At 48.1% G+C, this 26,184-nt stretch carries 22 protein-coding genes; 9 read left to right on the plus strand and 13 right to left on the minus strand.

Annotated elements, in window-relative coordinates; all coding sequences use genetic code 11:
* Positions 1-4: 4 nt before the first annotated feature.
* Positions 5-1,399 carry a 3-keto-disaccharide hydrolase gene (locus L0U89_RS08320; protein WP_234861109.1) on the minus strand — a complete coding sequence of 465 codons (1,395 nt, stop codon included), beginning with the start codon at positions 1,397-1,399 and terminating at the stop codon, positions 5-7.
* Between the two features lie 204 nt (positions 1,400-1,603).
* Between L0U89_RS08320 and L0U89_RS08325 the strand changes: the two genes are divergently transcribed.
* The 4 genes from L0U89_RS08325 to L0U89_RS08340 all read left to right on the plus strand — a co-directional run bounded on the left by L0U89_RS08325 (position 1,604) and on the right by L0U89_RS08340 (position 6,015).
* Positions 1,604-3,433, plus strand: a complete 1,830-nt coding sequence (locus L0U89_RS08325) for a glycoside hydrolase family 2 protein (protein ID WP_234861110.1) — start codon at positions 1,604-1,606, stop codon at positions 3,431-3,433.
* Between the two features lie 133 nt (positions 3,434-3,566).
* Positions 3,567-3,959 carry a hypothetical protein gene (locus L0U89_RS08330; protein WP_234861111.1) on the plus strand — a complete coding sequence of 131 codons (393 nt, stop codon included), beginning with the start codon at positions 3,567-3,569 and terminating at the stop codon, positions 3,957-3,959.
* Positions 3,960-3,987: 28 nt separating this feature from the next.
* Positions 3,988-5,421: a glycoside hydrolase family 30 protein gene (locus tag L0U89_RS08335; RefSeq protein WP_234861112.1), complete on the plus strand. Its 1,434-nt coding sequence runs from the start codon at positions 3,988-3,990 to the stop codon at positions 5,419-5,421.
* 51 nt (positions 5,422-5,472) lie between these two features.
* Positions 5,473-6,015: a hypothetical protein gene (locus L0U89_RS08340; protein WP_234861113.1), complete on the plus strand. Its 543-nt coding sequence runs from the start codon at positions 5,473-5,475 to the stop codon at positions 6,013-6,015.
* A gap of 114 nt (positions 6,016-6,129) precedes the next feature.
* On the opposite strand, the gene L0U89_RS08345 is transcribed toward L0U89_RS08340, so the two are convergent.
* Positions 6,130-7,497 (minus strand): exonuclease domain-containing protein, encoded by a 1,368-nt coding sequence (locus L0U89_RS08345; protein WP_234861114.1) that lies wholly within the window; start codon positions 7,495-7,497, stop codon positions 6,130-6,132.
* 170 nt (positions 7,498-7,667) lie between these two features.
* On the opposite strand from L0U89_RS08345, the gene L0U89_RS08350 reads away from it, so the two are divergent.
* Positions 7,668-8,861 carry a Gfo/Idh/MocA family protein gene (locus L0U89_RS08350; RefSeq protein WP_234861115.1) on the plus strand — a complete coding sequence of 398 codons (1,194 nt, stop codon included), beginning with the start codon at positions 7,668-7,670 and terminating at the stop codon, positions 8,859-8,861.
* 134 nt (positions 8,862-8,995) lie between these two features.
* Here L0U89_RS08350 and L0U89_RS08355 read toward each other — a convergent pair whose 3' ends face one another.
* The 9 genes from L0U89_RS08355 to L0U89_RS08395 all read right to left on the minus strand — a co-directional run bounded on the left by L0U89_RS08355 (position 8,996) and on the right by L0U89_RS08395 (position 20,753).
* On the minus strand, positions 8,996-10,600 hold the full coding sequence (locus L0U89_RS08355; protein ID WP_234861116.1) for an NAD(P)/FAD-dependent oxidoreductase: 1,605 nt from the start codon (positions 10,598-10,600) through the stop codon (positions 8,996-8,998).
* Between the two features lie 110 nt (positions 10,601-10,710).
* Positions 10,711-11,880 carry an acyloxyacyl hydrolase gene (locus tag L0U89_RS08360; RefSeq protein WP_234861117.1) on the minus strand — a complete coding sequence of 390 codons (1,170 nt, stop codon included), beginning with the start codon at positions 11,878-11,880 and terminating at the stop codon, positions 10,711-10,713.
* A 119-nt stretch (positions 11,881-11,999) separates the two neighbouring features.
* Positions 12,000-13,214: a tetratricopeptide repeat protein gene (locus L0U89_RS08365; protein ID WP_234861118.1), complete on the minus strand. Its 1,215-nt coding sequence runs from the start codon at positions 13,212-13,214 to the stop codon at positions 12,000-12,002.
* Positions 13,215-13,262: 48 nt separating this feature from the next.
* Positions 13,263-15,758: a DNA gyrase subunit A gene (gene gyrA, locus L0U89_RS08370; protein WP_234861119.1), complete on the minus strand. Its 2,496-nt coding sequence runs from the start codon at positions 15,756-15,758 to the stop codon at positions 13,263-13,265.
* Positions 15,759-15,850: 92 nt separating this feature from the next.
* The gene (locus tag L0U89_RS08375) at positions 15,851-16,831 is read right to left on the minus strand and encodes a hypothetical protein (RefSeq protein WP_234861120.1); all 981 of its coding nucleotides are present in this window, start codon (positions 16,829-16,831) and stop codon (positions 15,851-15,853) included.
* A gap of 103 nt (positions 16,832-16,934) precedes the next feature.
* Positions 16,935-17,438, minus strand: coding sequence for a hypothetical protein (locus tag L0U89_RS08380; protein WP_008625965.1), 504 nt, complete (start codon positions 17,436-17,438; stop codon positions 16,935-16,937).
* A 252-nt stretch (positions 17,439-17,690) separates the two neighbouring features.
* Entirely contained in the window at positions 17,691-18,341 is a 651-nt protein-coding gene (gene rpe, locus L0U89_RS08385; RefSeq protein WP_234861121.1) for a ribulose-phosphate 3-epimerase, read from the minus strand.
* 98 nt (positions 18,342-18,439) lie between these two features.
* Entirely contained in the window at positions 18,440-20,077 is a 1,638-nt protein-coding gene (locus L0U89_RS08390; RefSeq protein ID WP_234861122.1) for a S8 family serine peptidase, read from the minus strand.
* The gene (locus tag L0U89_RS08395) at positions 20,064-20,753 is read right to left on the minus strand and encodes a hypothetical protein (protein ID WP_234861123.1); all 690 of its coding nucleotides are present in this window, start codon (positions 20,751-20,753) and stop codon (positions 20,064-20,066) included. The genes L0U89_RS08390 and L0U89_RS08395 overlap by 14 nt, the downstream gene beginning before the upstream one ends.
* Positions 20,754-20,832: 79 nt before the next feature.
* Between L0U89_RS08395 and L0U89_RS08400 the strand changes: the two genes are divergently transcribed.
* Genes L0U89_RS08400 through L0U89_RS08410 form a run of 3 tightly spaced genes read left to right on the plus strand, consistent with a single transcriptional unit; the run spans position 20,833 to position 22,997 of the window.
* Entirely contained in the window at positions 20,833-21,459 is a 627-nt protein-coding gene (locus L0U89_RS08400; protein WP_234861124.1) for a beta/alpha barrel domain-containing protein, read from the plus strand.
* A complete protein-coding gene (gene hemF, locus L0U89_RS08405; RefSeq protein WP_234861125.1) occupies positions 21,456-22,382 on the plus strand; it encodes an oxygen-dependent coproporphyrinogen oxidase in 927 nt (308 codons plus the stop codon). The genes L0U89_RS08400 and hemF overlap by 4 nt, the downstream gene beginning before the upstream one ends.
* A gap of 39 nt (positions 22,383-22,421) precedes the next feature.
* Positions 22,422-22,997, plus strand: coding sequence for a phosphatase PAP2 family protein (locus L0U89_RS08410; RefSeq protein ID WP_234861126.1), 576 nt, complete (start codon positions 22,422-22,424; stop codon positions 22,995-22,997).
* A 373-nt stretch (positions 22,998-23,370) separates the two neighbouring features.
* On the opposite strand, the gene L0U89_RS08415 is transcribed toward L0U89_RS08410, so the two are convergent.
* Entirely contained in the window at positions 23,371-23,967 is a 597-nt protein-coding gene (locus L0U89_RS08415) for a riboflavin synthase (RefSeq protein ID WP_234861127.1), read from the minus strand.
* Between the two features lie 118 nt (positions 23,968-24,085).
* Here L0U89_RS08415 and L0U89_RS08420 point away from each other — a divergent pair, with 118 nt between their 5' ends.
* Positions 24,086-24,745, plus strand: coding sequence for a protein-L-isoaspartate(D-aspartate) O-methyltransferase (locus tag L0U89_RS08420; RefSeq protein ID WP_234861128.1), 660 nt, complete (start codon positions 24,086-24,088; stop codon positions 24,743-24,745).
* A gap of 622 nt (positions 24,746-25,367) precedes the next feature.
* On the opposite strand, the gene L0U89_RS08425 is transcribed toward L0U89_RS08420, so the two are convergent.
* Positions 25,368-26,114 (minus strand): energy transducer TonB, encoded by a 747-nt coding sequence (locus L0U89_RS08425; protein WP_234861129.1) that lies wholly within the window; start codon positions 26,112-26,114, stop codon positions 25,368-25,370.
* Between the last annotated feature and the right edge of the window lie 70 nt (positions 26,115-26,184).

A 26,184-nucleotide genomic window follows, 5' to 3' on the forward strand; every position in this document is an offset into this window, starting at 1 on the left:
GGGGTTATTTGAGTTTTTTGACTTTCAGGTTTTTGAAATGCACTTCATTGCCGTGGTCTTGAAGCAACAGGTGGCCTTCGGGCGCTTCACCGAAGTTTTCCCAAACCTTGTACTTGCTGATGGCCACCAAATCGCGGAACTCCTGCGATCCACGTACATATTCCACGACCTTGACGCCATTGAGGTAATGTTCGACGCGGTTATCGGGATAGACCACGATGCGGCCTTTGTTCCATTCCCCGGGTCCTTTGACAAAGCGTGCCTGCTTGTTGGCCTTGATCAAATCATAGAGCGAGGCCAAGGTACGGTTGCCCTCCCGTCCCATCTTGGCATCGGGGTGGCGCTCGTCGTCGAGGATTTGGTATTCCAAGCCGATTGCCGAACCGGAATTGTTTTCCTTCAAGGTGACAAAATATTTTACGCCGCTGTTGGCGCCTTCGGTGATTTTAAAGTCAAAGGCAAAATCAAAGGCAGCGTATTTTTCTTTCGTCACGATATCCCCAAAATTGGAGGATTCGCCACCATCGGTGCCTTCCACCTTCAAAATCCCGTCTTGGATTGTCCAGCCTTTTTGTGGAAAGGTCTCTTTGTAGGCGCCTACCCAGGCTTCTGTGCTTTTTCCGTCAAACAGCAGTTTCCAGCCGTTCCCTTTTTCGTAGGCAGTGAGCTCGTTCAACCCGGTATTCACCACAAAGAGGTCTTTTTTGAAAGCCTTGGGTTTTAGGTTTTCCGTTTGGATGCGGATATTCCTGAAATAGGTCTTATTGCCGGCATCCTTGGCATCCGAAATGCTGTGTACCTGAAGTCCAATAAATCCACGGGCATCCATGTCGTCCACGACGTAGGCGACTTCCTGTCCGTTTATCCAGGTTTTGATTTCCTTTCCGATCACTTCGATCCGGTAACTGTTCCACTCTCCCATCTTGAAGGCTGATTTGGCCGCCGGATTGAGATCTAAGGGGTACAGCCAACCACGGCGCGCCTCGTCGTAAACTCCGCCCGACCAAGCCCTGGATGTTGGGTCTGCTTCGATTTGGTAGCCGAAGACGAGCCCTTGGCCTTCCCTGGCCTTGGGATCATACTGTCCGCGTGCCATGATGCCGGAGTTACTTGAGAGGTTTTCGATCTTCAGGTCCAGTTCAAGGACAAAATCCCCAAATTGCTGTTCGGTAATCAAAAAGGTATTGGGTGTATTCGCTTTGGCATAGCCAACGATGACGCCATTTTCCACTTTGAATTCGGCTTCACCTGCCACCGCCTTCCACCCGCTAAGGTCCTTTCCGTTGAAAAGTGTACGCCATTGGGTATTCTGGGCGATGGATTCGGTTTGGAATGAGAGATAGGCAAATGCGAGGAGAAACGGCTGCGCTACCAAAAACAATGGTCTATTTCGGGGCATGGTCTTGATTTTATATGGTCCAAATTCCTGATTTAGGCAGGTTTATTCAACATCCTATAGGTGCAAATACGGAAACGATTGCGATTTCGAGGTACAATTCTCCCTTTTGATTCTTGAATTTATGGATTATCTTGGAAACATGCCTTCACAATGTGACAGCAGGAAAAATACAGAGACCCCTTCCGATAATAAATCCTCAAACCCATGAAGAACCTTTCCCTTTCGGCTTTGCTGCTTTTGTTTACAGCAATCCTATCGGTCCATGCGCAACAAATCCAAACAAATCCCATCCTGAGTCCCTGGGCCGAAAAGGTAGACAAACAAAATCCACTCCCTGAGTATCCTCGGCCCCAAATGGAGCGTGGCAATTGGCAGAACCTGAATGGTGTCTGGGACTATGCCATTGTAGACAAAGGCGCAAGGCCGGGTGATTTTGCAGGAAAGATACTAGTCCCCTACCCCGTTGAATCCTACCTCTCGGGCGTAGCCAAGCCTGTCGGAGCCAGCAAAGAACTGTGGTACCAGAAAACCGTCTCTATCGCTGCCAACAAGAGAAAAGGACGGGTTTTGCTGCATTTCGGGGCGGTCGATTGGGAATCGGAGGTATTTGTAAACGGAAAATCCGTAGGAATCCACCAAGGCGGCTACGACCCGTTTCAATTTGATATCACGGATTTTCTCCTCAAAGGCGAATCCCAAAATATCCAAGTCCGGGTTTGGGATCCAAGCGACGATGGACCACAGCCCATCGGGAAGCAAACAAAGCGACCACGTGGAATTTGGTACACGCCTGCCACGGGGATTTGGCAGACAGTTTGGCTGGAGTATGTACCGCAGACCTACATTTCTCATCTCAAGATCACGCCAAATTGGGACCGGGGGTCTTTCGAAATTCAAACCACGACCGCGGGCAGTACGGCGGGATTGGTCCTGTCCTTACTTGCAATGGACAATGGAAAAGAAGTCGGTAGGCTTAGCGGCGCTGTGGGCGAAAAGCAGGTATTGACGATCCAAAACCCGAAAAGCTGGACTCCCGATTCACCACAACTCTATGATTTTGTTATTGAATTGAAAAAGGGAAACAAGGTGGTCGACGCAGTCAAATCCTATAGTGCCCTGCGGAAAATCAGTGCCAAGGCAGACGCAAACGGTATGCTGCGCATGGAATTGAACGACAAACCCCTATTTCAATACGGTCCGCTTGACCAAGGTTGGTGGCCTGATGGTTTGTACACCGCCCCCACCGATGAGGCATTGGCTTTTGACATTATCAAAACCAAGGAAATGGGCTTCAACATGATCCGCAAGCATGTGAAAGTCGAACCCGCACGTTGGTATTACCATTGTGACCGTTTGGGCATCTTGGTTTGGCAGGATATGCCAAGCGGAGACATGGGCAATGTCTGGGAACCGAAGCCGGGTATTCTTCGAAAGAACATGGACAAAAATCGAACGGCAGAATCCGAGGCTATCTATAAAAAAGAATGGAAAGCCATCATGGATGCTTTCTACCATTTCCCCTCTATCGTGGTTTGGGTTCCATTCAATGAAGCTTGGGGACAATTCAAAACAGCCGAAATTGCTGAATGGACCAAAAAGCATGATCCTAGCCGCTTAGTCAATTCCGCTTCAGGGGGAAATTTTGAGTTGAATGGGAATAAGATCGCGGGGGATATTTTTGATGTCCACAACTATCCCGATCCGGTAATGCCCTCGCCGGATTTGTTTGGCAAAATGAATATTCTGGTTCTGGGTGAATACGGTGGACTTGGGCTTCCTGTAGAAGGGCATACTTGGCAAAACAAAGACAATTGGGGCTATCAATCTTTCAAGACGGAGGCTGAATTGTTGGAGCGTTACAAATCACTGATCAAAGACCTTAAGGATTTGATCCCGAAAGGGCTTGCCGCCGCAGTATATACCCAAACCACCGACGTGGAGGTAGAAGTGAATGGCTTGATGACCTATGATCGGCGGGTTATTAAGTTTCCCGCAGCTGTACTCAAATCGCTGCACATGGACCTTTATCGATGAGAAAATTCAGAACAGAAATATAACACTGCGGTTAGGAGCAAATTTTAACGAAAACTTGACACGAAATCTTTGAGTCTTCTAGCAATATCCCTTGAAAAAACATTAATTTAGAGGTTCTTAAACCATTTATTTTATGAAAAAACTCTTCACACTTTCCGTTTTGATTTTTCTCGTTGCCATTTTTGGCGTCGAGGCAGAAGCACAAAAACTCAAAGTCCCTGGGGTGGATTTGGCCTCCCAAGTACTTGGAATCCTCGACAAAACCGATGGGCTTGGACTTTCTGCGGATCAGACAACCAAGCTCAAGGCGAACAACAAATCTTTTGTCGATGACGTGTTTGGCGTCCTCAACGGCAATCTTTCCGACGATGCCAAGAAAAGCAAGTTCCTCGATCTGAAGAAAATCCGCCAAAACTTCCTCATGGGCCTTTTGGGCCAGTCGCTGTTGGGCAAGTACAACGGTAGTGTCAACAAGCTGCTCGGACCACTCAAAAGTCAGCTTGGACCCGCAGCCTTGGCGTTCTAATTGAACCTGAACAACCATTTTCAGAGCCATGAAATTTCACGTAATTTCATGGCTCTTTCTTTTCCCCATGAAGCATCTCCATAAGATTATCCTGATTCTAGCCATTGGCGTTTTCGGCTGCGAAAGACCAACCAAAAACGCCCAGTTCTGGCTTACCGACCCATCCCAAGGAGTACACTTTCTGCAACAAGACGATCTCTTGCTAGCTGAGATGTCAACCGAACTGCCCACCATCGAGCTCAATCCCTCGATCAGCTATCAGACGATGGATGGTTTTGGTTTTACTTTGACGCAGGGAAGCGCGAAGCACCTGCTCGGGATGACGAATGAATCTAGAAATGCAATTCTCCAGGAGCTATTTGGGCAAAATGTGGGGGAAATCGGGGTGAATTATTTGCGCCTTTCTGTCGCCGCTTCAGACCTCAATGAGTATCCTTTTTCCTATCATGATGTCGAGGACGGACATTTGGATTCGCTATTGACCAAATTCAGCTTAGGGCCAGATACCTTGGATGTGATTCCGATTTTGAAGGAAATCATGGCAATCAACCCGGAAATCAAGTTGATGGGCTCGCCGTGGTCGCCTCCGGCGTGGATGAAGGACAACAAAGACACGCGGGGCGGAAAATTGCTGCCGCAGTACTATTCCATCTATGCACTTTATTTCGTGAAGTATATCCAGGCGATGGCGGATTTGGGTTTCAAGATTGATGCCGTTACCATACAAAATGAACCCCTGCATCCCGGCAACAACCCAAGCCTGCTGATGCTTCCCGAGGAACAGGCGGAATTTGTGAAAAACCATCTTGGGCCCGCGTTCGAAAAAAACAGCATTTCCACCAAGATCATCATCTACGACCACAATGCCGATCGACCTGATTATCCGATCAGCATTTTGGATGATCCTGAAGCCAAAAAGTACATTGACGGATCTGCTTTCCATCTTTACGGTGGGCAAATCGATGCGCTTTCGGAAGTCCATCGTGCCCATCCGGACAAAAACATCTATTTCACGGAACAGTGGATAGGAGCACCCGGGGATCTTGCGGGCGACCTTCGCTGGCATGTCAAAAACCTGATTATCGGTGCGCCGCGCAATTGGGCCAAGACTGTTTTGGAATGGAACCTGAGCTCGGCGCCGGACCTTAAACCCCATACCGACCGTGGCGGTTGCGACCAATGCCTCGGTGCTATAACGATCAAGATCAACCAGGTCCTCAGAAATCCGGCCTATTATGTGATCGCCCACGCATCTAAATTTGTTCCCGCAGGATCAATAAGAATCGACAGCAACGAACCCGAGGGCTTGCCCAATGTGGCGTTTACCAGACCGGATGGCAAGCACGTGCTGATTGTCCTGAACGATAGTCAAGCGCAGCAAACATTCGCCATCAAAAACAACAAGTGGGTCGGTGCGGTCACGCTGTCTGCGGGTGCAGTCGCGACCATTGTATTCGACTAAATCCATGAATGGACATATAGAAATTATTGAACCTAAAAACCTGCAAATCCTATGAAAAAGGCAATGTTCCTTGTTTTCATATCCTGTATTGGCATATCATTCCCTGTATGGTCCCAAGACAATGAAAATGCGGACACAGTCGCAAATCGGAGTGTGAATCGTGCAGATTTGCCTGCGATACTGTTAAATGCCATTCACGAGGATTCCCTCCAGGGAAAGGCTGCACTGTTCTTTATCAACGAATCCGCACACCCTTTGGGAAAAGCTGAATTGAAGGATCAAGGTAAAACCGTAAAGTACCTCAAAACACCAATCCGGATGAACCGAATAACTTTGATATATGTGCCTGCCGGATCCCACCGATTTCAAACGATTTACATGAAGAAGTTCGAGGAGCTCACCTTTAAGGCCGGTGAGATTTACATAGCCGCCTTGATCACTACTTCTACATGGCCGGTCCCCTATGCTTTTGTCAAAGAGGATAGGTTTGGAAGGGAGTATGTCCCTGTGCTATTCATGTATATCAATGGTGAAGAAGCTGCGCAAATGCTAGTCGAAATCAAAAATCAAGAAATTGTTTTGAATCAAAAGTAAGATAGGGATACATTCAACTCCTACCGTCCAACTTCTGATTTTACCTGTTTTTATGCTTGATTGGTAAGGGTCAACAACAAAATAAGGCAAAAGAAAAAGGCCAAAACAAGATAGCTATTTCTGAAGCACTTGAATCCGGTTCAAGGGGATTTTGGTGAGAAAGGAACGGAAAATGTACCGTGTATCGGGAATGGGCTTTACTTTATGTAGTCGCTCCAACACGGTTTCGGTGCCGGAAAAATCTTCGTCAGTTCCAAGGAAGCCGTAGGCAGCAAACACCCCATCCAAAAAATATAAAGCTACCTGTTGGTCCTTCGAAATGCCACGATCCTTGATCAGGATTTCCCCTTTTTGGGAAAATGAGCGGATTGCTTCGTCAAATCGGGCGGCATACTTCTCCGCGCTTTCGACACCGCAACAAGCGCCGTGGCATTTTCCATCCGCAAAATCATAGCAAGGTCCTGGGGTTTTCTGGATTCCGGACAGTTTGGGGCAAAGTTCGTGGGCTTGCACTTTCTCCTTGAGAAATTTCCAGGCCTCAGCGTGGTTCATAAATTCGGCGATTGGTTTCAGCGAAGCCACATATTTTCCCACATGCAACCTATCAAAACCATTTCCATCCTGATAATGGTAAATGGCCCAGGAGGAAGACTGAAACTTGGAAGCTTGGTTGTACTTAGGCCAAATGCGCTTGATTTCGAGGACTTCGAGCAAGTAAGCGAGCATTTCGCTTCCCGTCAGTGTCCAGGAAATGTCGTGGATTTCATTCTTGAGGGAAAGTTTGTCTTTTGAATTTCCCGAAAAATGACCTTTGAAGCGCTCCCGGATGTTGTTGGCTTTACCGACATAAATGACTTGCCCTTGGTTGTCATGAAAATAATAGATGCCCGTGGCCTCGGGGATCTCCAAATACCTGCTGATGGAGATATTTGGGGGAAGAAAAGAAGTACCCTGATTTTGTTTCAAAGCGCCAAAGACTGCGGATGCATCCTTTTCCATCATCATTCCAAACAGCGTGGCCGTAGCCTCCGCATCGCCCAGGGCCCTGTGGCGGTTTTCGATTTCGATGTGCAGGTGGCTGCAAATCCTTCCCAAGCCGTAGGACCTCAATCCCGGGAAGACTTTCCGCGACAGCCGTACGGTGCAGAGTTTGCGGGCCTGGAAGTTCCTTCCCAAGGCCTCAAAAGCGGATTTGATAAAGGAAAAATCAAAATTGACGTTGTGGGCAACGAAGACCGCATCCTCCAAAAAGTCCCACAACTCGTCCGCAATTTCAGCGAAGGTGGGCGCGTTTTCGACCATCTTTTGGTCTATTCCCGTAAGTCCCGTGATGAAGCCCGGAATCGGTCGCTGCGGATTGATGAGGGTATGATAGGTATCCACCACCCTGCTGCCATCATGCAGGATCGCGGCAATCTCCGTGATGCCACCCAATCCCGGGTTGCCGCCTGTGGTCTCGATATCTACGATGGCAAAAAGCATGGGTCAATGTTAGTGATTTTTAGGCTTTATTGGACAAACCAAGCGCGTGGATGTCAATCATTGTCGGAGAAATCACATGCAATACTTTGTGGAATAACAACGATTTCGGCAGCGAGGATCGGATCGAAGGGAAAAGATTTTCTATATTTCTACAACAAAACCTAAAGACCTTGAAAAGAAGAGATTTTGTAAAGTTGGGTGCCTTGTTGTCTGCATCGACGGTGCTCCCTATCATGGCGAGCACATCCGAAAAGCGTGTTTTCTCTGTGGGAATCCTCGGATACGGCGATCGCGGTTCCGGTCTTCACCGCGTACTCAACGGGATGCCGGATAAGTATGTGGTCAAGGCCGTTTGTGATGACCTTCCCTTGCGGCTCGAACAGGCCAAGTCAAAATTTCCCACGGGTGTTTCGTTTTACGATGACTACCGGAAGTTGCTGGACCAAAAGGACCTGGACGTCATTCTGGTCGCCACGCCCATCTACCTGCACTTTGACCACGCAAAGGCCGTCTTGGAATCGGGAAAGCATCTTTTCCTGGAAAAAACCATGGTTTTCAATGTGGATCAGACACTTTCCCTGAGCAAAATACGGCAGCAATACCCCCGTCAGGTGGTGCAAGTTGGGCATCAATACCGCTATTCCCCGCTTTATTTCAAGGTCAAGGAAATGGTAAAGGACGGTTGGTTGGGAAAAGTCACCCAAGTGGAAGCCCGTTGGGACAGGAACCATAATTGGAGAAGGCCTGTGCCAAGTCCTGAACTGGAGCGAAAAATCAACTGGCGGATGTACAAAGAGTATTCCGGGGGATTGGTGGCCGAACTGCTTTCCCACCAAATGGATTTCATTCATTGGGTTTTTGAGACAAGTCCCAGTTCGGTGTATGGGGTTGGGGGAATCGACTATTTCAAAGACGGAAGGGAGACTTTTGACAATGTCCAAGTCACCCTTCGGTACGACAGGGAAGGCATGATCGGGAATTTTGGTGCTACCTGCGCCAACCAACAAGATGGATATTCCTTCAAGATCAAGGGCAACAAGGGCATGATTTCACTGCTGACCAACGAAGGGGTTTTCTACCCCGAACCTGAAACCCGCAAAGAATTGGAGCAGGTGGATGGGGTATCGGGTGCCACCCGGCTGACTTGGTCAAGCGACAAACAGGGGATCAAAATCCTCCCGCAGCCCACCCTTGATGGTTCGATTTATGCCTTGGAGGATTATTACCGCTGTTTGGTGGAAAAAGCGGAACCGAATTGCAACGTCATCAATGCTGGAAGGACAGCCATCACGGTCGCGCTTGCCAACGAATCCCTCTACACAGGCCAACCAAAGGCCTGGAGACCGGAATTTGACCTGGTTTAGAATTCCTGCGCATTGCGGGCGGAAAGGATTTGGCACTGGGGAATGATGGTACGAATTGATCCCAAGTTCATAAAATGCCTCCTCCAGTCCCCACACTGCTGGATTTCTGGGATTTCTTCAACCCAGGATATCTGTTATACTGTCTTTTGGTTGCGCGAGCCTGTCCTCACATACTGTTCGATCAACTTCTCCGCACATCTTTCCCCATCCATGGCAGCAGAGACAATCCCTCCCGCATAGCCTGCGCCTTCCCCACAGGGATAGAGGCCTTTGATGATCGGGTGTTCAAAGGTTTCCCGGTCGCGGGGAATCCGCACGGGAGACGAAGTCCGGCTCTCGACGCCGATGATTTGGGCATCGTTCGTGAGATATCCCTTCATCTTTTGCCCAAAGGCTTTGAAACCTTGCCGCAAACGTTCGGCTATGAAATCCGGCAACACCGAATCCATATCCACCGAAAGCAAGCCTGGCTGATAAGATGTATCCAACAGGTCAGCCGAAATCTTCTTATTGACAAAATCCAGCATCCGCTGTGCGGGAGCCGTTTGGGTTTGGCCTCCAGCAAGCCAAGCCTTTTGCTCCACTTCGGCTTGGAACATCATGGCGGCAAGGGGTCCATACTTTTCATATTGCGGCAAATCCTCCAATTCCACGGCGGCGACGATGCCCGAGTTGGCAAACTTGCTGTCGCGTCGGCTGGGGCTCATCCCGTTGACGACAATCTCCCCCGGGGAAGTCGCCGCCGGTACGATGAAACCACCGGGACACATACAAAAGGAAAAAACGCCCCGCTGTTTCCCTTGCCATAGGGTTTGATGGACCAAGGCATATGCAGATGCAGGCAAATACGGCCCGCGGTCCACTTCGCAGTGGTATTGGATACGATCAATGAGGTTTTGGGCATGTTCGATCCTGACACCAAGGGCAAAGGGTTTGGCCTCGATAAGGATGTTCTTTGATTTCAAAAGATGAAAAATGTCCCGCGCGGAGTGGCCTGTAGCCAAGATAACCCCTTGGCCAAGGATTTTTTCTCCATCCTGTGTGATGACACCTTTGATCTCGTTTCTGTCCAAAATGAAGTCCACTACCTTGGTCCCGAAGAGCACTTCCCCACCCGCCTGAAGGATGCTGTTGCGGAGTTCTTCCACAAGCTTGGGAAGCTTGTTGGTACCGATATGTGGATGAGCGTCGACGAGAATTTCCTCGGTGGCACCGTGTGCAACCAAGATTTCCATGATGCGCCGGATATCCCCGCGTTTTTTAGACCGCGTATAAAGTTTTCCGTCGGAATAGGTCCCCGCCCCTCCTTCCCCAAAGCAGTAATTGGACTCGGGATTGACGATATGGTCCTTGTTGATCGCAGCCAAATCGCGCCTTCTCGCCCGTACCTCCTTGCCCCTTTCGATCACGATGGGTTTCACGCCGAGCTCAATTGCCCGCAAAGCGGCAAACAAGCCTGCGGGTCCTGCACCGACAATGATAATTTGGGGGGCTTGGCTGACGTTGGGGTAGTCTCTGTCTTGTTCCGACAAGGGCGTTGGCGGCTCGTGGACAAAAACTTCCGCTTCGACCAAAACTTTCACTTGCCGCCCACGGGCGTCTATGGAACGCTTTGTTTGTCGTGCAAAAATTTGTGGATCGGCGACTGGCAATTTCAGCCTTTTCAAAACTGTCTCGCGAAACAAATCCGAGTCATAAGCCTCAGCCGGACTCAGTTGGAGCTGCAATTCTCTTTTCATGGTAAGGTATTTATCCTTAAAGCATTGCAAAGCTACGAAAAAGCGGCTGGGATTTACTCAAGACATCATAATCCGGTCCAGACCGATAGACGCTGGAATACCTTGTCCAATCAATACTTATTTCTATCCTTAAAAATGGAATAGCCCATCTGCAGCTCAAAAATATCCGCCTTGAATGCGTGGGCTTTCAAGGTAATGGCAGTGAACAATTTGTTTGAAAATCGGTATTTGACACCAATTCGCTCATAGTACCAATTCGGCTCGTCGTTGGCCGGATTTCTGTGGGCATATACTCCAATACCCAGCGGAATAAAGAGGTTGGGTTTAAGGACCAATTCACCGGATAAAACAAAAGCTAGGGAAGCTTTATCCCAAAATGCATCCTTCTGCCAATTTGGATCCATCGAACCGCCTGGCGCATAAAAAAGGTCCATCCCGAGGCCGTAACGGAATTTATACCCCGCCTGCCTTAGGAAGTTCACACCAAGCGCATACTTGACGTATCTTTCACTGCCCGGCAGATAGTTTTTTCCGCCCACGGTACCCCATATATTGACTTGGTTGTTGCGAATAAAGGCGGGAATCTCAGGTTTGGTATTTTGCTCGGGATACCATTTGTGCAGATTGGTGCGAATCCCTATTGAAAAGGGAATAAAGTTCAGTCCTGAATTCGGCTTTTGAAAGGAGCCGTTGGAGAAGTGTTTCAATCCCAAGGATCCATCCAAAGAAACCCACTCATTGACGCGATATGTCACCGTACTCGCCACGTGGACGTAGCCGTTGTTGTAGGAGCCAATGAACTGATTGAGAGGATTATCCTCGGCATCCCATGGTTTGAAGTTGAAGGCCAAACCAAATGCCATGTAAATGCTGAAGCTCAAACGGTTATCCACAAAAGTCCTCCCGATGGGAAGCTCCCCAAACATGTACACCGCGTTGGGTTTTCCGATAAAATCGTTTTTGAACGTGGTGCGGAAATAGCCAAACCCATATGTCGGATATTTGTAAATGACATTGTAGAGTTTGGGCTGGGTGTTTCGGAACCCCAGGCGTAAATCAATCGCCGAAAAATCAATTGTGCTACCCACCTGCTGACCCCATTCGGTATTTTTGGGAAGCATGGGCCCTTGTTCCATGATAAAGCTGATCTGTTTTTGGAATTTGGGTTGCTTCTTGGTTTTATTGACAGAAACTGAATCAGAACCGCATACGGGAAATTCCAAAACAGCAATAATCACGAATGAGAACAGAAAGGCTTTCCCCATGAAAAAAAATTTCATTTTTTTTTGCGTCAAAGTTGATCAACTCATTGTGAAATTCAAAGCGATTAGGCGAATTAAACAAAAAAAAACCGTCCAATAATTAGGACGGCTTTTTTTTACTCTTTTGTCAGAAGATCTTATTTCTCCATCCAATCCTTGCCGAGGATAGAGATCAATTTCTGGTTCATCTTTTCTGCCTCAGCGGTATTTTTCAATCTGCTGTGGATGTTGAACAGGATTTCCATAATGTCTGTGCTCTCAGGCTTGATTGCCAAAGCCTTGTCAAAATATGGGATTGCATCTTTGTACAATTGGTCGGCCTCTTTGCCCATACCTTCAGCTCTTTTTTCCCATTCAGCGTCGGAGAGGTTGTTCACTTCAGCCAAGATTTTTCTGGCTTTGTCCAAATAAAGCGCACCTGTGTAGTAGTTTCCTTCGAAGAACTCTGGATTTGCCTCTACAGATTTTTTGTATTGAACAAAGGCACCGTCGATGTCGCCGGATTGCTCCAATAAGTAGCCATATCTCAAGAGTAGGCCAGCATTGTTAGGGTCGCCAGCCAAAGCTGCCTTCACGGAAGTCATCGCTTCATCCATTTTGTCCATTTGGAGTAGCAACTGTACTTCAAATTCAGAAAGCGTCTTGTCTTCAGGATAGTCTTTTCTAGCCTTGGTCACATAGTTATATGCTAATTCCGGATTCTGGTCTTCAGAACTTGCAATTTGGATCAAGAGGTAATATGCATTCAGTTTGTTGTATTCAGGAATTTCTATCAACCTCTCGAAATATTTCTTTGCTCCTGCATAGTTTCCGATATCATTTGCCAAATAACCTGCATTGAATGCAGAAGTCGTATCCGTTGGATCGATGTCGGCAGAGAGTGCAAAAAACTCATATGCCATCTCATAGTCGTTTTCATTGTAGCGGTTGATCGCTTTGTTGAATGCGTCATTTCTCAATGACATCATGGAATACGGCTTCAGGTTTTCTGGCAATGGAATTGAAGGATCTTCATTTTTGTAGACTTCTTTTCCAACTTTGCTTTCCTTGTCATTTCCGACCATGTCCATGGTCTTGTTGAAATTGTCGAATGCATTTCTACCGGTTTCTACACTTGCAGCAGAATACGAACTATCTTGGATAAACTGTTTGGTTTGGATTCTCGCCTTCAGCAACCTGGTATTTGGGTCATCCTTGGTTTCCGGATTTTCGAGTGCAGCATCTATCTCGGTCAAGGCGGTTGTTAAGTCTCCTTTCTTGAAGTTCTTTTCAGCTGAGCTAACTACCTTCTTTTGGGCAAAAGCAAAAGTCGCCGAAGCCACCAATGCCATTGAGAGGATTAACTTTTTCATTTTGGTTTTGATTTGTCTATTTGTTTGGTTCGTTTAAGTTCAATATCCCTATTCATTGGCGGGAGCCGGTGCCGGGGTCTGCCCCTCTTCTGCTTCCTCCTCTTTCTTTATTTTCTCTACCGAGGAAATCTCATCTCCTTCGCTCAGTTTGATGAGCCTGACGCCTTGTGTGGCACGGCCCATTACCCTAAGGTCAGCGACGGGAGTCCGGATCGTGATGCCTGATTTGTTGATAATCATCAGGTCATCGCTGTCTACCACTTCCTTGATTGCGACCAAGTATCCGGTCTTGTCCGTAATGTTCATGGCTTTTACACCTTTTCCACCACGGTTTGTGATGCGGTATTCATCAAGCGGAGAACGTTTGCCATAGCCCTTTTCGGAGACCACCAACAGGCTGGCATCTTCCCGTTGTGCACAAACCATGCCAACCACCTCGTCTTTAACATCACTTAACGTGATCGCCTTCACACCCGTGGCAGTTCGGCCCATAGGTCTTACCGTTGATTCGTGAAAATGGATGGCCCTTCCAGATTTGGCTGCGATGATGATGTGCGAGTCGCCGTCTGTCATGTCCACGCGCAGCAACTGGTCATCTTCCCTGATATTCAGGGCGATGATGCCATTGGTACGAGGTCTGGAATATTCTTCCAAGGTGGTCTTCTTGATGATGCCTTGCTTGGTCACCATCACGAGGAAATGGTTGTTGATATAATCCGCGTCGTTGAGGTCACCGACTTGGATGATCGAGCGGATCTTATCCTCAGAATCAATATTGATCAAGTTTTGGATCGGCCTTCCTTTGGAGGCTTTGGAGCCCTCTGGAATGGCATAGGTTTTCAGCCAAAACAGTTTCCCGTGATCCGTAAAGATCAGCAGGTAATTGTGGGTAGAAGCCGTAAACAGGTACTCTGTCCAATCGTCTTCCTTGGTCACCGCACCCCTCGAACCGACTCCTCCCCTTCCTTGGGTCCTATACTCGGTAAGGACGGTACGCTTGATGTATCCCTGGTGGGAAACGGTGATCACCACTTCCTCATTCGGGATCATATCCTCGTAGCTGAAGTCCTCGGCATTGTGCTCGATGGTGGTCCTACGTGGGTCGTTGTATCGCTCCTTGATCTCAGTGAGTTCGCCCTTGATGATCTGCATCCGCTTTTCCTCGCTTTCGAGGATGCTTTTCAGTTCTTCGATCAAGGCCATGATTTCTTTGTACTCCTCCTGGATTTTCTCGCGCTCCATGCCGGTGAGGCGCTGGAGTCGGAGATCCAAAATGGCCCTGGCTTGGATTTCGCTCAAGCTGAAGCGCTCCATTAGGCCGTTGCGGGCAGTCTCAGGGTCGCGGGAATTTCTGATCAGCGTGATCACTTCATCCAAATGGTCCAAAGCGATCAGGTAGCCTTCCAAGATATGCGCCCTTTTTTCCGCCTCCTTCAGTTCAAACTCAGTCCTTCTGACGACCACCTCATGTCTGTGGTTGACATAGTGCAGAATTAGATCTTTCAGGTTAAGCGTTTGCGGACGCCCTTTTACCAAGCAAACGTTATTGACTGAAAATGAGGTCTGTAGCTGTGTTTGCTTATACAGGTTATTCAGGACAACATTGGCAATTGCATCCCGCTTCAGTTCATAGACGATCCGCATCCCTTGTCTGTCGGATTCATCCCTTATAGCTGAAATGCCTTCTATCTTTTTCTCGTTGATCAGCTGCGCGGTCTTTTCGATCATGCTCGCTTTGTTGACCAAGTAAGGAATCTCGGTGATGATGATTGCCTCACGACCGCCTTCCTTGGTTTCTACTTCGGCCTTGCCGCGGAGGATTACCCTGCCACGTCCCGTTTCGAATGCCGCCTTTACGCCATTGTATCCATAGATAATACCTCCCGTCGGGAAATCCGGGGCAGTGATGCGCTCCATGAGTTCCGAAACGGTAATATCTTTGTTGTCAATATAGGCAATGATGCCGTCGACGATTTCTCCGAGGTTATGTGGGGCCATGTTGGTGGCCATACCCACGGCGATACCCGAAGTTCCGTTGAGCAGCAATGCAGGGATTTTTGCGGGAAGAACGACCGGTTCTTTGAGCGAATCGTCAAAGTTAAACTGGAAGTCAACCGTCTCTTTGTTGATATCGGTAAGTAACTCTTCCGCAATTCTCTTCAGTCTTGCCTCGGTATAACGCATGGCCGCCGGATTGTCACCATCGACCGAACCAAAGTTCCCTTGGCCATCCACAAGTGGGTATCTCAAGGACCAAGGCTGCGCCATCCGCACCATGGTTTCATATACTGCCGAGTCGCCGTGTGGGTGGTATTTACCCAAGACTTCCCCAACGATCCTTGCTGACTTCTTAAATGGCTTGTTGTGTAACACGCCCAACTCCTGCATTCCAAAAAGTATCCTGCGGTGAACAGGTTTCAATCCATCCCGCACATCTGGGAGGGCTCTCGACACGATAACCGACATCGAATAATCGATGTACGCACCACGCATTTCCTCCTCTATGTTAATGGGAATAATATTCTCGTTTTCTCCTTGCGCCATATTTTACTGGTGATCAATAGGCGGGCAAGTTACTCAAAAAAATACTGTTTTAAAAAGATTATTCGGCCATAGGAACTACCGAAAACAGCCTGTCAATACCATTGGCCGATCTTTCGGTTCTGCGGACTGAAGATGGAACTTCCCCGGTATTCGATACCGTCGTGTAAGTGCTTCATTACCACCCCGCAACCCGGCACCTTGCAGCGTTTGGTACTTGGCAGGCTGATGGATATTCCCGCCTGCACGAAATAAAGATTTTGTGTGAACGGCATGATCTCGGCAGCGGCTTCTGCTTTGTATTCAAAGTTCCTGAACTCGACGCCTCCCTTCACAAAGAACCGCGCATATTCCGAAAATTCTTTGTCGACACGAAGTCCTATGTTGTAAAAAGGATCGACCGAAGGAGTTACATTTTCATCAAATGTCTGGCGGATAAACAATTTCCCAAAATCGGCTTCGGCAGTAAACTTCCAAGGATACAATTGACGAATGCGTTGCTTCGCTTCTGACTGCATGTAAAGGTTGTTGGAATCGTACCTTTTATAGCGCCAGGCCAGGAACTTGGCACGCTTAGAAGCGTCGTACAGCACCAATCCGACCGATCCAAAAGCCTTATCGATGGTGTAGGAACTGTTTTGAAACCGAAACTCAAAATCACCTCCCGTGGGGTTTGTCATGTTTCCCCACTCCCGTCCATAGCCTGCCCCTATCGTAAGGGTATTGAAAAGGTTGATGCGCGCTGCCGCCTGTATCGGAATCGCATAGCTGCTTGCCCTGAATGCCACGGTATCATCCGAAGTTATTGATTGGGGATTTTCCAAATTTTGGACTTGGAACAGGGGATACTGTGAAGGATTCTCCGAATGGAAATCAAATTGGGTTGTATGGAAAGCCCCACCTCCGGCAAATTCAAAGCTCACGTTTCCAATGGCATTTCTAAAAGTATTTCCAAATCCACTCTTGGCCTTTCTGGTTTTGTCCTTGGATTTGGTATCCAGCCCGAATATATCTTCCTGTGCGTAGCCTGGCAGGCAAATGAGCAACAGAAGGGAAACGATCAAACTTTTTCTCATACAAACTCTTAACGAAGACGAAATTAAAAACAATACCTCGAGGAAAACAAAAATGACCTTCTTTTTGGGAAGGCCATTTTGACTTTTAAGATTCCAATTTCAATCAATCGACGACACCGCCACCTTCAGCAGCACGCTTTTCCTTCAGCATGGCGATCGCCTCAGTTACTTTCTTCTTCAACTCAGGGTCTGCACTCATAGCCCTGTTCACTTTGTTGTATGTCGCCGCACCCAAAACCTCAGGGTTTTTGATCTGCTCCAATTTGAACTCCTTAACTTGGTCCGTCATGGAGTTGATGTAGTCCTGAACCTTTTGAAAGGCGGCGCGCTCGGCATCGGTGATCTTAATTTCGGCGAGCTTATCTTCCTTGCCCCATGCAGCTTTGATTTCGTTGTACCTCGCAGGTCCACCCAAAGCTTCATCATTCTTCACCATTTCGACTAAAGCGTCCTGTTTTTCCTGTAGAAAATGTGCCACAGACTCCTCCATTGCGGCAAATTTCATGATTTCCTCCTCCGTTACAGGTTCAGCCGCAGCGTCTTGTGCTTTTGCCTGCATGTTCAACATTCCCAAGCTTAGGAAAGCCATTACGATCAATCTTTTCATCATCATTTTAAGGTTGTTAGTGAATACTTGATTTTACTTTAACCTCCAATTAATCAATTTTCGGACCTAAATCATACCCAAAAAATGTTAAAATCCCCAAAATATGTTCAACGGGGAAATAGTTTGGTCAGTGGCGGATACTTTGGATTCAGGGGATAATTGCGATTCCATACAAAAAAATCAACGCCATCCCTGTCAAATAGACTTCGTCTACTGAAAAATGAGCATTCCAGAGAATAGTTGATAAAAAGCTCAAAGGAGTTTCAAATCCTGGATCGTCCCGATCGGATTGGAGGAGCTGAAGACAAAGTTTCCCGCCACCAACACGTCCGCTCCCGCCTCAACGAGCAATGGGGCATTTTGCTGGTTCACTCCCCCATCGATTTCGATCAGGGACTTGGACCCAGAGTTGTCTATCAAGGATTTCAGCTTCCTTACTTTATCAAAAGTCCTAGGAATAAACTTCTGTCCACCAAAACCCGGATTGACCGACATCAGGCAGACGAGGTCCAAATCCTCGATGATATCTTCCAAAAGGGAAACGGATGTATGCGGATTCAGCGCCACGCCCGCCTTGCAGCCCAAGGCCTTGATGGCTTGGACCGTGCGGTGCAGGTGTGTACAAGCCTCCAAATGCACAGAAATGACCGCGGCACCCGCGTTTGTGAAAGCCTCCAAATACCTGTCCGGGTCGACGATCATCAGGTGGACATCAAGGGGCTTGGTGGCATGCCTGTGGATGGCTTCCGTCACGGGTAGGCCAAAAGAAATGTTGGGGACAAACATCCCGTCCATGATATCCACATGGATATAGTCAGCTTGGGAAGCATTGAGCATCTCAACCTCTCTCTGGATATTGGCAAAATCTGCTGCTAAAATGGATGGGGCGATCTGAACGGACATGGCGGATTATTTTGCTGCAAAGGAAACAAAAAAACACCAACACTTTCCCCTTTGCCCAGGGTTTTGAAACCCCGATCGAAAGAAAATTCGGGAAATCGCTAGCGCTTTAACAGCTTGGAACGGTTGATCTCCCTTCCTGACTGCATCTGCACCAGGTACATGCCGCGCGGGATGGTTTCCAAAAATACATTGAAAGGCTCCCGTACCGAATTCCGCGACACTTCGATTTTTTGGATCGTATTTCCCTTCAAGTCGATCAGGGAAAACTCCCCCTTCAGGTGATTTCCAAATTGGACAAACAAGTCCGTACCCTCAATAGGGTTGGGATAGATCTTCCAATCACTTTCTTTTCCTGGAAGGCTAATAGCCAATATCTCCCCATGGAAAGCATTGAAGAAATCGGGAATGCCGTATCCGAGTAGGTTATCGGGGTTCTCGTATTGCGTGGAACTCTTCAGGATAAACTCAATCAGTTCGTCTTTTGTCCATTCCGGCCTACCCTGCCAAAGGCCTGCGGCCAATGCGGCAATCTGCGGTGCGGCGAAACTCGTCCCGTTTGCGGGACCCAAGGTGCCATTGGACCGTATCAGTTGGACCGAAGCACCGAATGCGGCTACTTCAGGCTTAAATCTGCCATCCGCCGTAGCGCCCTGCGAACTAAACGAAGACCTCGTCAGGTTTGAACCCACCGAACCAACTGACAGGATACCCCTTGCATCGGCCGGCACGGTCAATGAACTTTGGCCTCGGGTCCCATAATTGCCCACGCTGTTGACGATCAAAATGCCCTTATTGGCTGCAATTGTCGCTCCTTTGGTGACCGCTGCGGTTTCACCATCCAAATCGGCAACCGTGTAATTCATGCTGGGGTCATCGAAATCCCAATATCCAAGCGAACTGTTGATGATATCCACTCCAAGGCTGTCGGCATATTCGGCTGCCCTGACCCAATTGTACTCCTCGATCCAATACTCTGTAGGCACATCTTCGGTGATACACAAGATATAATCCGCCTCTGGTGCCCCCGCCACCAATTGCTCAGGCCTGTTGGCTGCGATCAGCGACAGCACGTTAGTGCCGTGTTGGTGGTACGAATAGACGTTGCTGTTGCTGAGGTGGACAAAATCCCGGGTTCCTTTGATTTGTCCATTGGTAAAAAGATGCGCAAATGCTGGAATGGTATTCACGCCGGGAAATCCAGCATCAAACACCGCGATCCTGATGCCTTTTCCTTTGAGGTTTTCTTCATGCATCTGTGGGATTCCCAAAAGCTCGTTCTGGAAATCATAAGCAGTAGCCGTTTTCGACAATAAATCCACCGGATATCCCTGCCCTACCGAAGCCCTGTTTCCAAACTCAATCCGGCTGTCGTTGAGTCCCGGTGCCACCATCACGACTTTTTCAACATAAGGAAGCGCAGTCAGGTCAGCGATGTTTCCGGGTTTCGCCAAGACCACAGAAGCATTCAGCCAATTACTGCTGTACAGCACATTGTCCACCAAAGGCGCAATTCCGGCAATGTATTTCCCGGAAACAGGCAAATCAAGACTGTCAAGGGGTATATTCTGGCGCGCGCGACGCTCGATGGACTCCGCGGTCAAAAATTCCGTAGGCCTGTTGAGTGAAAAAGTCTGTTGGGGTTTGAACTTGAAATATACCGCATACCGGTTTTGGGCAGTCGCCAAACCAGCCTGCAATGCCAACACAAGCACCAACAATCGCTTAAAGTTTACCATATGCCGATAATTTCATGTGGGTCTTTCGGCCCGAATCCAATAACTTTTTCCCCAAGCAATCATTTCTGGAACAATAGGTATGCACTTCGTAATAATGCTCCACCAAGCCTACGCCGCGGGCAAATACTTCATATCGATTGTCCCTGAAGGTAATCTCATCATCTTCCTCTTCCTGAAGCACCCTTACCACTTCTTGGTAATTCCGCCCGTTGAGGCTTAGGTTTCCGACAAATACGACCTCAAACTCGTCCGATTCATCGGCGTTGTAGATTTCCGCGTCCCAGGTTTTTTCCAACCTTGGAGGGAAAACCAATGGAATCTGCTTCTTGTTTTCAAATGTCCGCAGCAATGCCTGATTGGTCCTTTGGATACCGTAGGTAGTCACTGCCGTCCAATTGGTCCCGTCGGTGGATTTGTCCCGGTTGATCACAAAGACTTCGTCCCCTTCCGCATTTCTGAAGGTGTATTCGATTTTGTCCCGGAGCTGATAGGTACTTGACTCTTGGTCGTTTTCCCCAAACACGATGGTTTCCTCAACTGCATACTGCCAAAACAAACCCACTTGGAGCGGCTGAAATTCAAAACCAAAATCTGTTTTTGGTCTTTCTGTTTCTTGGCAAGCGAAGAGAAAAAATAGGACTGAAAAGAGATAGATAGGGTGACAGACTCGATTCATACGAGGTAAAGCATTGGTCAAAAATACTATTTTCAATGTAAAAAGTTTACCTTCGCCCGAAAAATCAACAAAAAAAGCCATGAGTCTCAGTGCTTTTGTCAAAATAAATGCCGTCAACAACCTCAGCGATGCACGGTATTGTGCAGGAATGGGGGTTCAGTTGACGGGATTCTGCCTCGAACCGGGCCATTCGAAATCCATCACCGCCGACAAATACAGGGAGATGACAGGTTGGATTTCAGGCGTCGAATTGGCCGGGGAATTTGAACACTCCCATCCGGAACAAATCCTCGAAATCGTGCAGGAATGTCCCGGATTGGGGTATGTCGAAGTCAGGGAAGAAGCGTTTCTGCCCATGCTGATGCATGCCGGATTTCAATTGATTTGGAAAGTCCAAGTCGAGCATCCCGAGCATTTGGATGCGCTGATGCCAAAAACCGGCTACCTCAACACCCACAATATCATGCTGCACCTCGTTTCGGAACACCTGCTGCTGGACGATTCGGTGGTCGAAAAAATCGGTCATTTGTGCAGAAACTGCGAAGTACTTGTTGGCTTTGACATCAATGCAGCAAACGTCCTAGACCTATTGGAAACTGCCCAACCCAAGGGAATATCCCTCGAAGGCGGCGAGGAAATCAAGCCGGGCTTCAAAGACTTCGACGAATTGTCCGAGATTCTTGAAATATTGGAGGAGGAAGAATGATACAGGAAAAGACCAAAGTGCTGCTCGACAAGGATTCAATTGCGAAGGAATTCAAGGAAATCCAGGACCATATCTGCCGGGAATTGGAAGCCGAAGATGGCCTTGCCAAATTCAAGGAAGACCTTTGGGAAAGACCCGAAGGCGGCGGCGGGCGTACCCGCATCATTCAGGATGGGCCAGTCTTGGAAAAAGGCGGCGTGGCGTTTTCAGCCGTATCAGGACCTACGCCCGAAAAGATCCTCTCCAAACTCGAACTGGAGCAGGCTGATTTTTTTGCGACCGGCGTATCGATCGTCATCCATCCCAAAAGCCCCATGGTGCCGATCATCCACATGAATATCCGCTACTTCGAAATGAGCAATGGCGTGTGGTGGTTTGGCGGGGGAATCGACCTGACGCCGCATTATGTGGATTTGGCGGATGCACAGTACTTCCACCAACAGGTCAAGGATTGCTGCGACCAATTCGATAAAAGCTACTATCCGAAGTTTAAAAAATGGGCGGATGATTACTTCTTCCTCAAACACCGGAACGAAACCCGGGGTGTTGGGGGGATATTCTTCGATAGGTTAAATGCCCAAACCAAAGACGAGGCAGAAAAACTCCATGCTTTCGTGAAATCCGTGGGGTACCTGTTTCCAAAAGTCTATCGCCACTTGATGGCAAAAAACAAGGCCCTGCCGTTTGGCGAAGCCGAGAAAAAATGGCAATCCATCCGACGCGGCCGCTATGTGGAGTTCAACTTGGTATGGGATGCAGGGACCAAATTTGGATTGGATACCAACGGCAGGACCGAAAGTATCCTCATGAGCATGCCCCCCGTGGCCCAATGGGAATACATGCACAGCGTCACAGCCGGATCAAAGGAAGAATTCACGCTCAATCATCTCAAAAAAGGGATCGATTGGATGAATATCCTCTAATTTTGAATTTCAGTCAAAAGAAGATTTTGCCAAAACAATATGCTCGATCAAATCGCCAAATGGGATGAGGAACTCTTTCTCTGGCTCAATGGATTCCATGTGGATTTCCTTGATCCCGTAATGTTGTTCTTGACCAAGACCTACCCATGGATTCCCATGTATGCTTTTCTGCTTTTCTTGGTTTTCAAAACCTATGGAAAAGCATCTTGGTGGGTCGTTCTGGCGATCGGATTGACCATTTTATTGGCCGACCAAACGGCTTCGGGCTTGATGAAGCCCTTCTTTGCCCGGCTTCGGCCCTGCCATGAACCGATGTTGGAAGGCATGATGTACAATTATGGGGGCTGTTGGGGAAGGTTTGGATTTGTCTCTTCCCATGCTGCCAATAGCTTTGCCGTCGCGACGTTGATGACCTTGACCTTGGGTCAACAGTATCCCAAGATCAAGTGGTTGTTTCTCTGGGCGGGGATTTTTACCTACACGCGCATTTACCTTGGCGTGCATTATCCGGGCGACGTAATCGTCGGTGCCATGGTAGGGGTACTGTCGGCGATGGTTGCCTTTTACCTTTTCAGGTGGGTGTATTCCTTGGTTGCAAAAAAACAGGCGGCTTAATTCCAAAAGAAAACGTTCAATTTTTCGCTTTCTTATTTTCCAAAAATCCCCTTTTGCAAACCAATTACCAACCAAATTTTCACGCAGCGAACGCCGCGAGAAAAAGATCAATTGTGGGTCCCTATTCCTGTCGGTGAGAGGAGTCTCCTTGAAGTTAGAGATGCTTCCCTCCGCAAGCTACGGTTCAGCATGACGGGACGAAACCTTATGCCTTCGGTTCCGTGTCTTGCCTCTTGTCTCTTGCTTCTTGGTTCTGAAGTCTTATGTCTTGTGTCTCTTGTTTTGCGTCTTTTGTCCTACGTCTTGCCTCTTGCTTCTTGTCTCTTGCCTCTTGTCTCTTGCTTCTTGGTTCTGAAGTCTTGTGTCTTGAGTCTCAATCCCCCTGATACCCCCTGATAATCCTATGGATGTATTTTCCCACGATATCAAATTCCAGATTGACCTCATCGCCAACCTTCAAATCATGGAAATTGGTATGCTCATAGGTGTAAGGAATGATGGCGACGCGGAAGGAACCGTTTTTTGAGTTGAAGCAAGTGAGGCTGGTGCCGTTGATGCAAATGGAGCCTTTTTCAACTGTGACATTGCCCGTGGCCGGATCAAAGGAAAAATCAAAAAGCCAAGAACCGTCCTGTTCCTGAATCGCTTCTACCCTACCGGTTTGGTCCACGTGACCTTGTACAATGTGCCCATCAAAGCGCCCATTGGCAGGCATGCAGCGTTCCAAATTGACCTTCTTTCCTGGTTTCCAAGACTTCAGGTTGGTCTTTTGGAGCGTCTCATCGATGGCCGTCACGCGGTAGCTGTCGCCATGGATTGCGACAACGGTCAGGCAGACGCCATTGTGCGAGACAGATTGGTCCACCCGCAATTCCTGCGTGATGGGAGACACGATGTCAAAGTGGAAATTGCTGCCCTCTTGGGTTACTTGGGCGACGGTGCCGAGCGTCTCGATGATTCCTGTAAACATGCTGCAAAACTAAGTGGAAGACTTTCAGCGGGAATGCCAAAAGCCCTTAAATTCGGGGCAAATTAAGCCATTTATTCGCTTAACTTCGCAGCCAAAACAAAAGTTTCCCATACCACCCATGCTCAAGCTTGAGGATACCTACCGCCACAAAGGCCAAAGAAAAGAACTCGTCAAACTCCTCCGCAGCAAAGGCATCCGGGACGAGAAGGTCCTCGAAGCCATCAACACCGTCCCCAGGCATTTTTTCTTCGACACCGCCTTGGATTCCCATGCCTATGAGGACAAGGCCTTTCCCATCGGCGAGGGGCAGACGATTTCCCAGCCCTTTACCGTAGCATTCCAAACACAGCTGCTGGAGATTAAACCCGGCGACCGCGTCCTCGAAATAGGCACAGGCTCGGGCTATCAGGCAAGTATCCTTCACCTCCTCGGTGCCGAGGTCCATACGATCGAGTACCAAAAGAAGCTGTACGAAAAGACCAAGAAATTCATGGCGAAGTTGGGAATCCACATGCATTTTTATCTGGGTGACGGTTCACAGGGAATCCCGGAAAAAGCCCCCTTTGACAAAATCATCGTCACTGCCGGCGCGCCCATTGTGCCCAATTCCCTGCTCAAGCAACTCAAGGTCGGCGGCATCCTTGTCATTCCGGTCGGTGACCGCAAGACCCAAAAGATGCTCAAACTCACCAAAAAGACCGCCACGACCATCGAGCAGGAATCCTTCGACAATTTTGCTTTTGTGCCATTGCTTGGGACGGAAGGTTGGAAGGGATAAGGAAGAAGTTCGAGCGAAGAAGTACGAAGTTTGAAAGGCGAATGGGAAAATTCACAATGATCAATTCACCTCTCCGCGGCCCTCTCCTCCAGGAGAGGGAGAAGTGTGGCAGTAGGGTTTCGGGTGCAGAACAAGGTTCACAGCCACAGCGTGGCGTTTTGATTGTAGAACTAGGTTTCGTTTGTACATCACGAGCCTCGTAGAGGCGATCTTATTGGCTTTTTTAAATTGGATTGCTGTTAGCCTTCGTCAATTCCGGATTTTTTCACTTCATCTTTCTTTCCGTTGTTACTTTTTTCTTGACAAAACCTGTCTGCCGACAGGCAGGAAGTAACCAATCCCGATAATCATCGGGAGTCAAGAAAGTCCGATCCTATCAGCCCACAAGGCCCATGCCGGCCCGGCGGACTTTCATTCCCCGCGCGCGATCAAATGAAGTACTTAGTGCAGTTTGAGTAGTCGACCACCTCTCCCCGGCCCTCTCCTCCAGGAGAGGGAGCTGATGCAAACCGAAGGAATCTCTTTTAGAATGAGGGATTCAAGTCCCATCGGGACGCTCTAACTGTAGAAAAAACGGCAAGTATTTGACCACAAGCCCCAGAAGGGCGATTTGCTTCAATGCTCAATTAGAAAGGGTAAACCGTATGGGAATTCGAAAAAGTGACTCTTCGGTTTTTCCGTTGAACGTCTGCGGAGTAAAACGGTAGGGGTATTCCCTGACAACTCTCTTTGCTTCTTTCACTAAATCAGGATAGCAGGTGTCTTCATTTAAACAGTAGACTTCTGATATTTCACCGATATCTGTAACGACAAACATCAGGTAGACTGTGCCTTCCTCTCCCTTCTTTCTGGAGGAAATCGGATATACTAGGTTTTTATACAAATACTCGTTCCAGCCGTTCAAACCTCCCTTTGCACTGGCTTGAAAATCCAGCACGGCTGGCACCACATTTCCTTCTTCATCATAGGACTTTGTTTCCACTATATCAAAATGATGAAGCTTCTGCTCGGTCCTTATTTTCCCATTTTCATAATAGTACTTCCAGTCAAAGATGTTGGTCCGGTAATCAAAATCATATTTTCTCTTTAATTTCTCATTGACATCATATTCTAGGTGCGTCATAAAGAGCTTTTCTCCATTTGCATCTTTCACAATGGTGTTATCAAACACGATGACACTATCCATCGTGTAGGTCTTGGACCTTAGTTTGCGGCCAACTTCCTTATCAACCTCAAAAAATACGGGAATGGTATCACGCAAGGAATCAAATTCTAGGTGTCTCGCATTGAGATACCTCACCGTCTCCTGCCCAAATCCAGCAGTCTGGGCAAGCGCAAAAACCGAAAAGACGAACAGCAATCGAACCATATTTATAGAAAATGATGCAAAACTAAATTTAAAGACTTATTCTTTCGATTGTATCTGACTGACTAAAAAA

The sequence above is a fragment of the Mariniradius sediminis genome (assembly GCF_021491425.1).
Lineage (GTDB): Bacteria > Bacteroidota > Bacteroidia > Cytophagales > Cyclobacteriaceae > Mariniradius > Mariniradius saccharolyticus.

Excerpts from the sequence above, each read along its gene's own strand:
- L0U89_RS08320 (WP_234861109.1), bottom strand. The coding sequence starts at position 1,399 with ATGCCCCGAAATAGACCATTGTTTTTGGTAGCGCAGCCGTTTCTCCTC.
- L0U89_RS08325 (WP_234861110.1), top strand. The coding sequence starts at position 1,604 with ATGAAGAACCTTTCCCTTTCGGCTTTGCTGCTTTTGTTTACAGCAATC.
- L0U89_RS08330 (WP_234861111.1), top strand. The coding sequence starts at position 3,567 with ATGAAAAAACTCTTCACACTTTCCGTTTTGATTTTTCTCGTTGCCATT.
- L0U89_RS08335 (WP_234861112.1), top strand. The coding sequence starts at position 3,988 with ATGAAATTTCACGTAATTTCATGGCTCTTTCTTTTCCCCATGAAGCAT.
- L0U89_RS08340 (WP_234861113.1), top strand. The coding sequence starts at position 5,473 with ATGAAAAAGGCAATGTTCCTTGTTTTCATATCCTGTATTGGCATATCA.
- L0U89_RS08345 (WP_234861114.1), bottom strand. The coding sequence starts at position 7,497 with ATGCTTTTTGCCATCGTAGATATCGAGACCACAGGCGGCAACCCGGGA.
- L0U89_RS08355 (WP_234861116.1), bottom strand. The coding sequence starts at position 10,600 with ATGAAAAGAGAATTGCAGCTCCAACTGAGTCCGGCTGAGGCTTATGAC.
- L0U89_RS08360 (WP_234861117.1), bottom strand. The coding sequence starts at position 11,880 with ATGAAATTTTTTTTCATGGGGAAAGCCTTTCTGTTCTCATTCGTGATT.
- L0U89_RS08365 (WP_234861118.1), bottom strand. The coding sequence starts at position 13,214 with ATGAAAAAGTTAATCCTCTCAATGGCATTGGTGGCTTCGGCGACTTTT.
- gyrA (WP_234861119.1), bottom strand. The coding sequence starts at position 15,758 with ATGGCGCAAGGAGAAAACGAGAATATTATTCCCATTAACATAGAGGAG.
- L0U89_RS08375 (WP_234861120.1), bottom strand. The coding sequence starts at position 16,831 with ATGAGAAAAAGTTTGATCGTTTCCCTTCTGTTGCTCATTTGCCTGCCA.
- L0U89_RS08380 (WP_008625965.1), bottom strand. The coding sequence starts at position 17,438 with ATGAAAAGATTGATCGTAATGGCTTTCCTAAGCTTGGGAATGTTGAAC.
- rpe (WP_234861121.1), bottom strand. The coding sequence starts at position 18,341 with ATGTCCGTTCAGATCGCCCCATCCATTTTAGCAGCAGATTTTGCCAAT.
- L0U89_RS08390 (WP_234861122.1), bottom strand. The coding sequence starts at position 20,077 with ATGGTAAACTTTAAGCGATTGTTGGTGCTTGTGTTGGCATTGCAGGCT.
- L0U89_RS08395 (WP_234861123.1), bottom strand. The coding sequence starts at position 20,753 with ATGAATCGAGTCTGTCACCCTATCTATCTCTTTTCAGTCCTATTTTTT.
- L0U89_RS08400 (WP_234861124.1), top strand. The coding sequence starts at position 20,833 with ATGAGTCTCAGTGCTTTTGTCAAAATAAATGCCGTCAACAACCTCAGC.
- hemF (WP_234861125.1), top strand. The coding sequence starts at position 21,456 with ATGATACAGGAAAAGACCAAAGTGCTGCTCGACAAGGATTCAATTGCG.
- L0U89_RS08410 (WP_234861126.1), top strand. The coding sequence starts at position 22,422 with ATGCTCGATCAAATCGCCAAATGGGATGAGGAACTCTTTCTCTGGCTC.
- L0U89_RS08415 (WP_234861127.1), bottom strand. The coding sequence starts at position 23,967 with ATGTTTACAGGAATCATCGAGACGCTCGGCACCGTCGCCCAAGTAACC.
- L0U89_RS08420 (WP_234861128.1), top strand. The coding sequence starts at position 24,086 with ATGCTCAAGCTTGAGGATACCTACCGCCACAAAGGCCAAAGAAAAGAA.
- L0U89_RS08425 (WP_234861129.1), bottom strand. The coding sequence starts at position 26,114 with ATGGTTCGATTGCTGTTCGTCTTTTCGGTTTTTGCGCTTGCCCAGACT.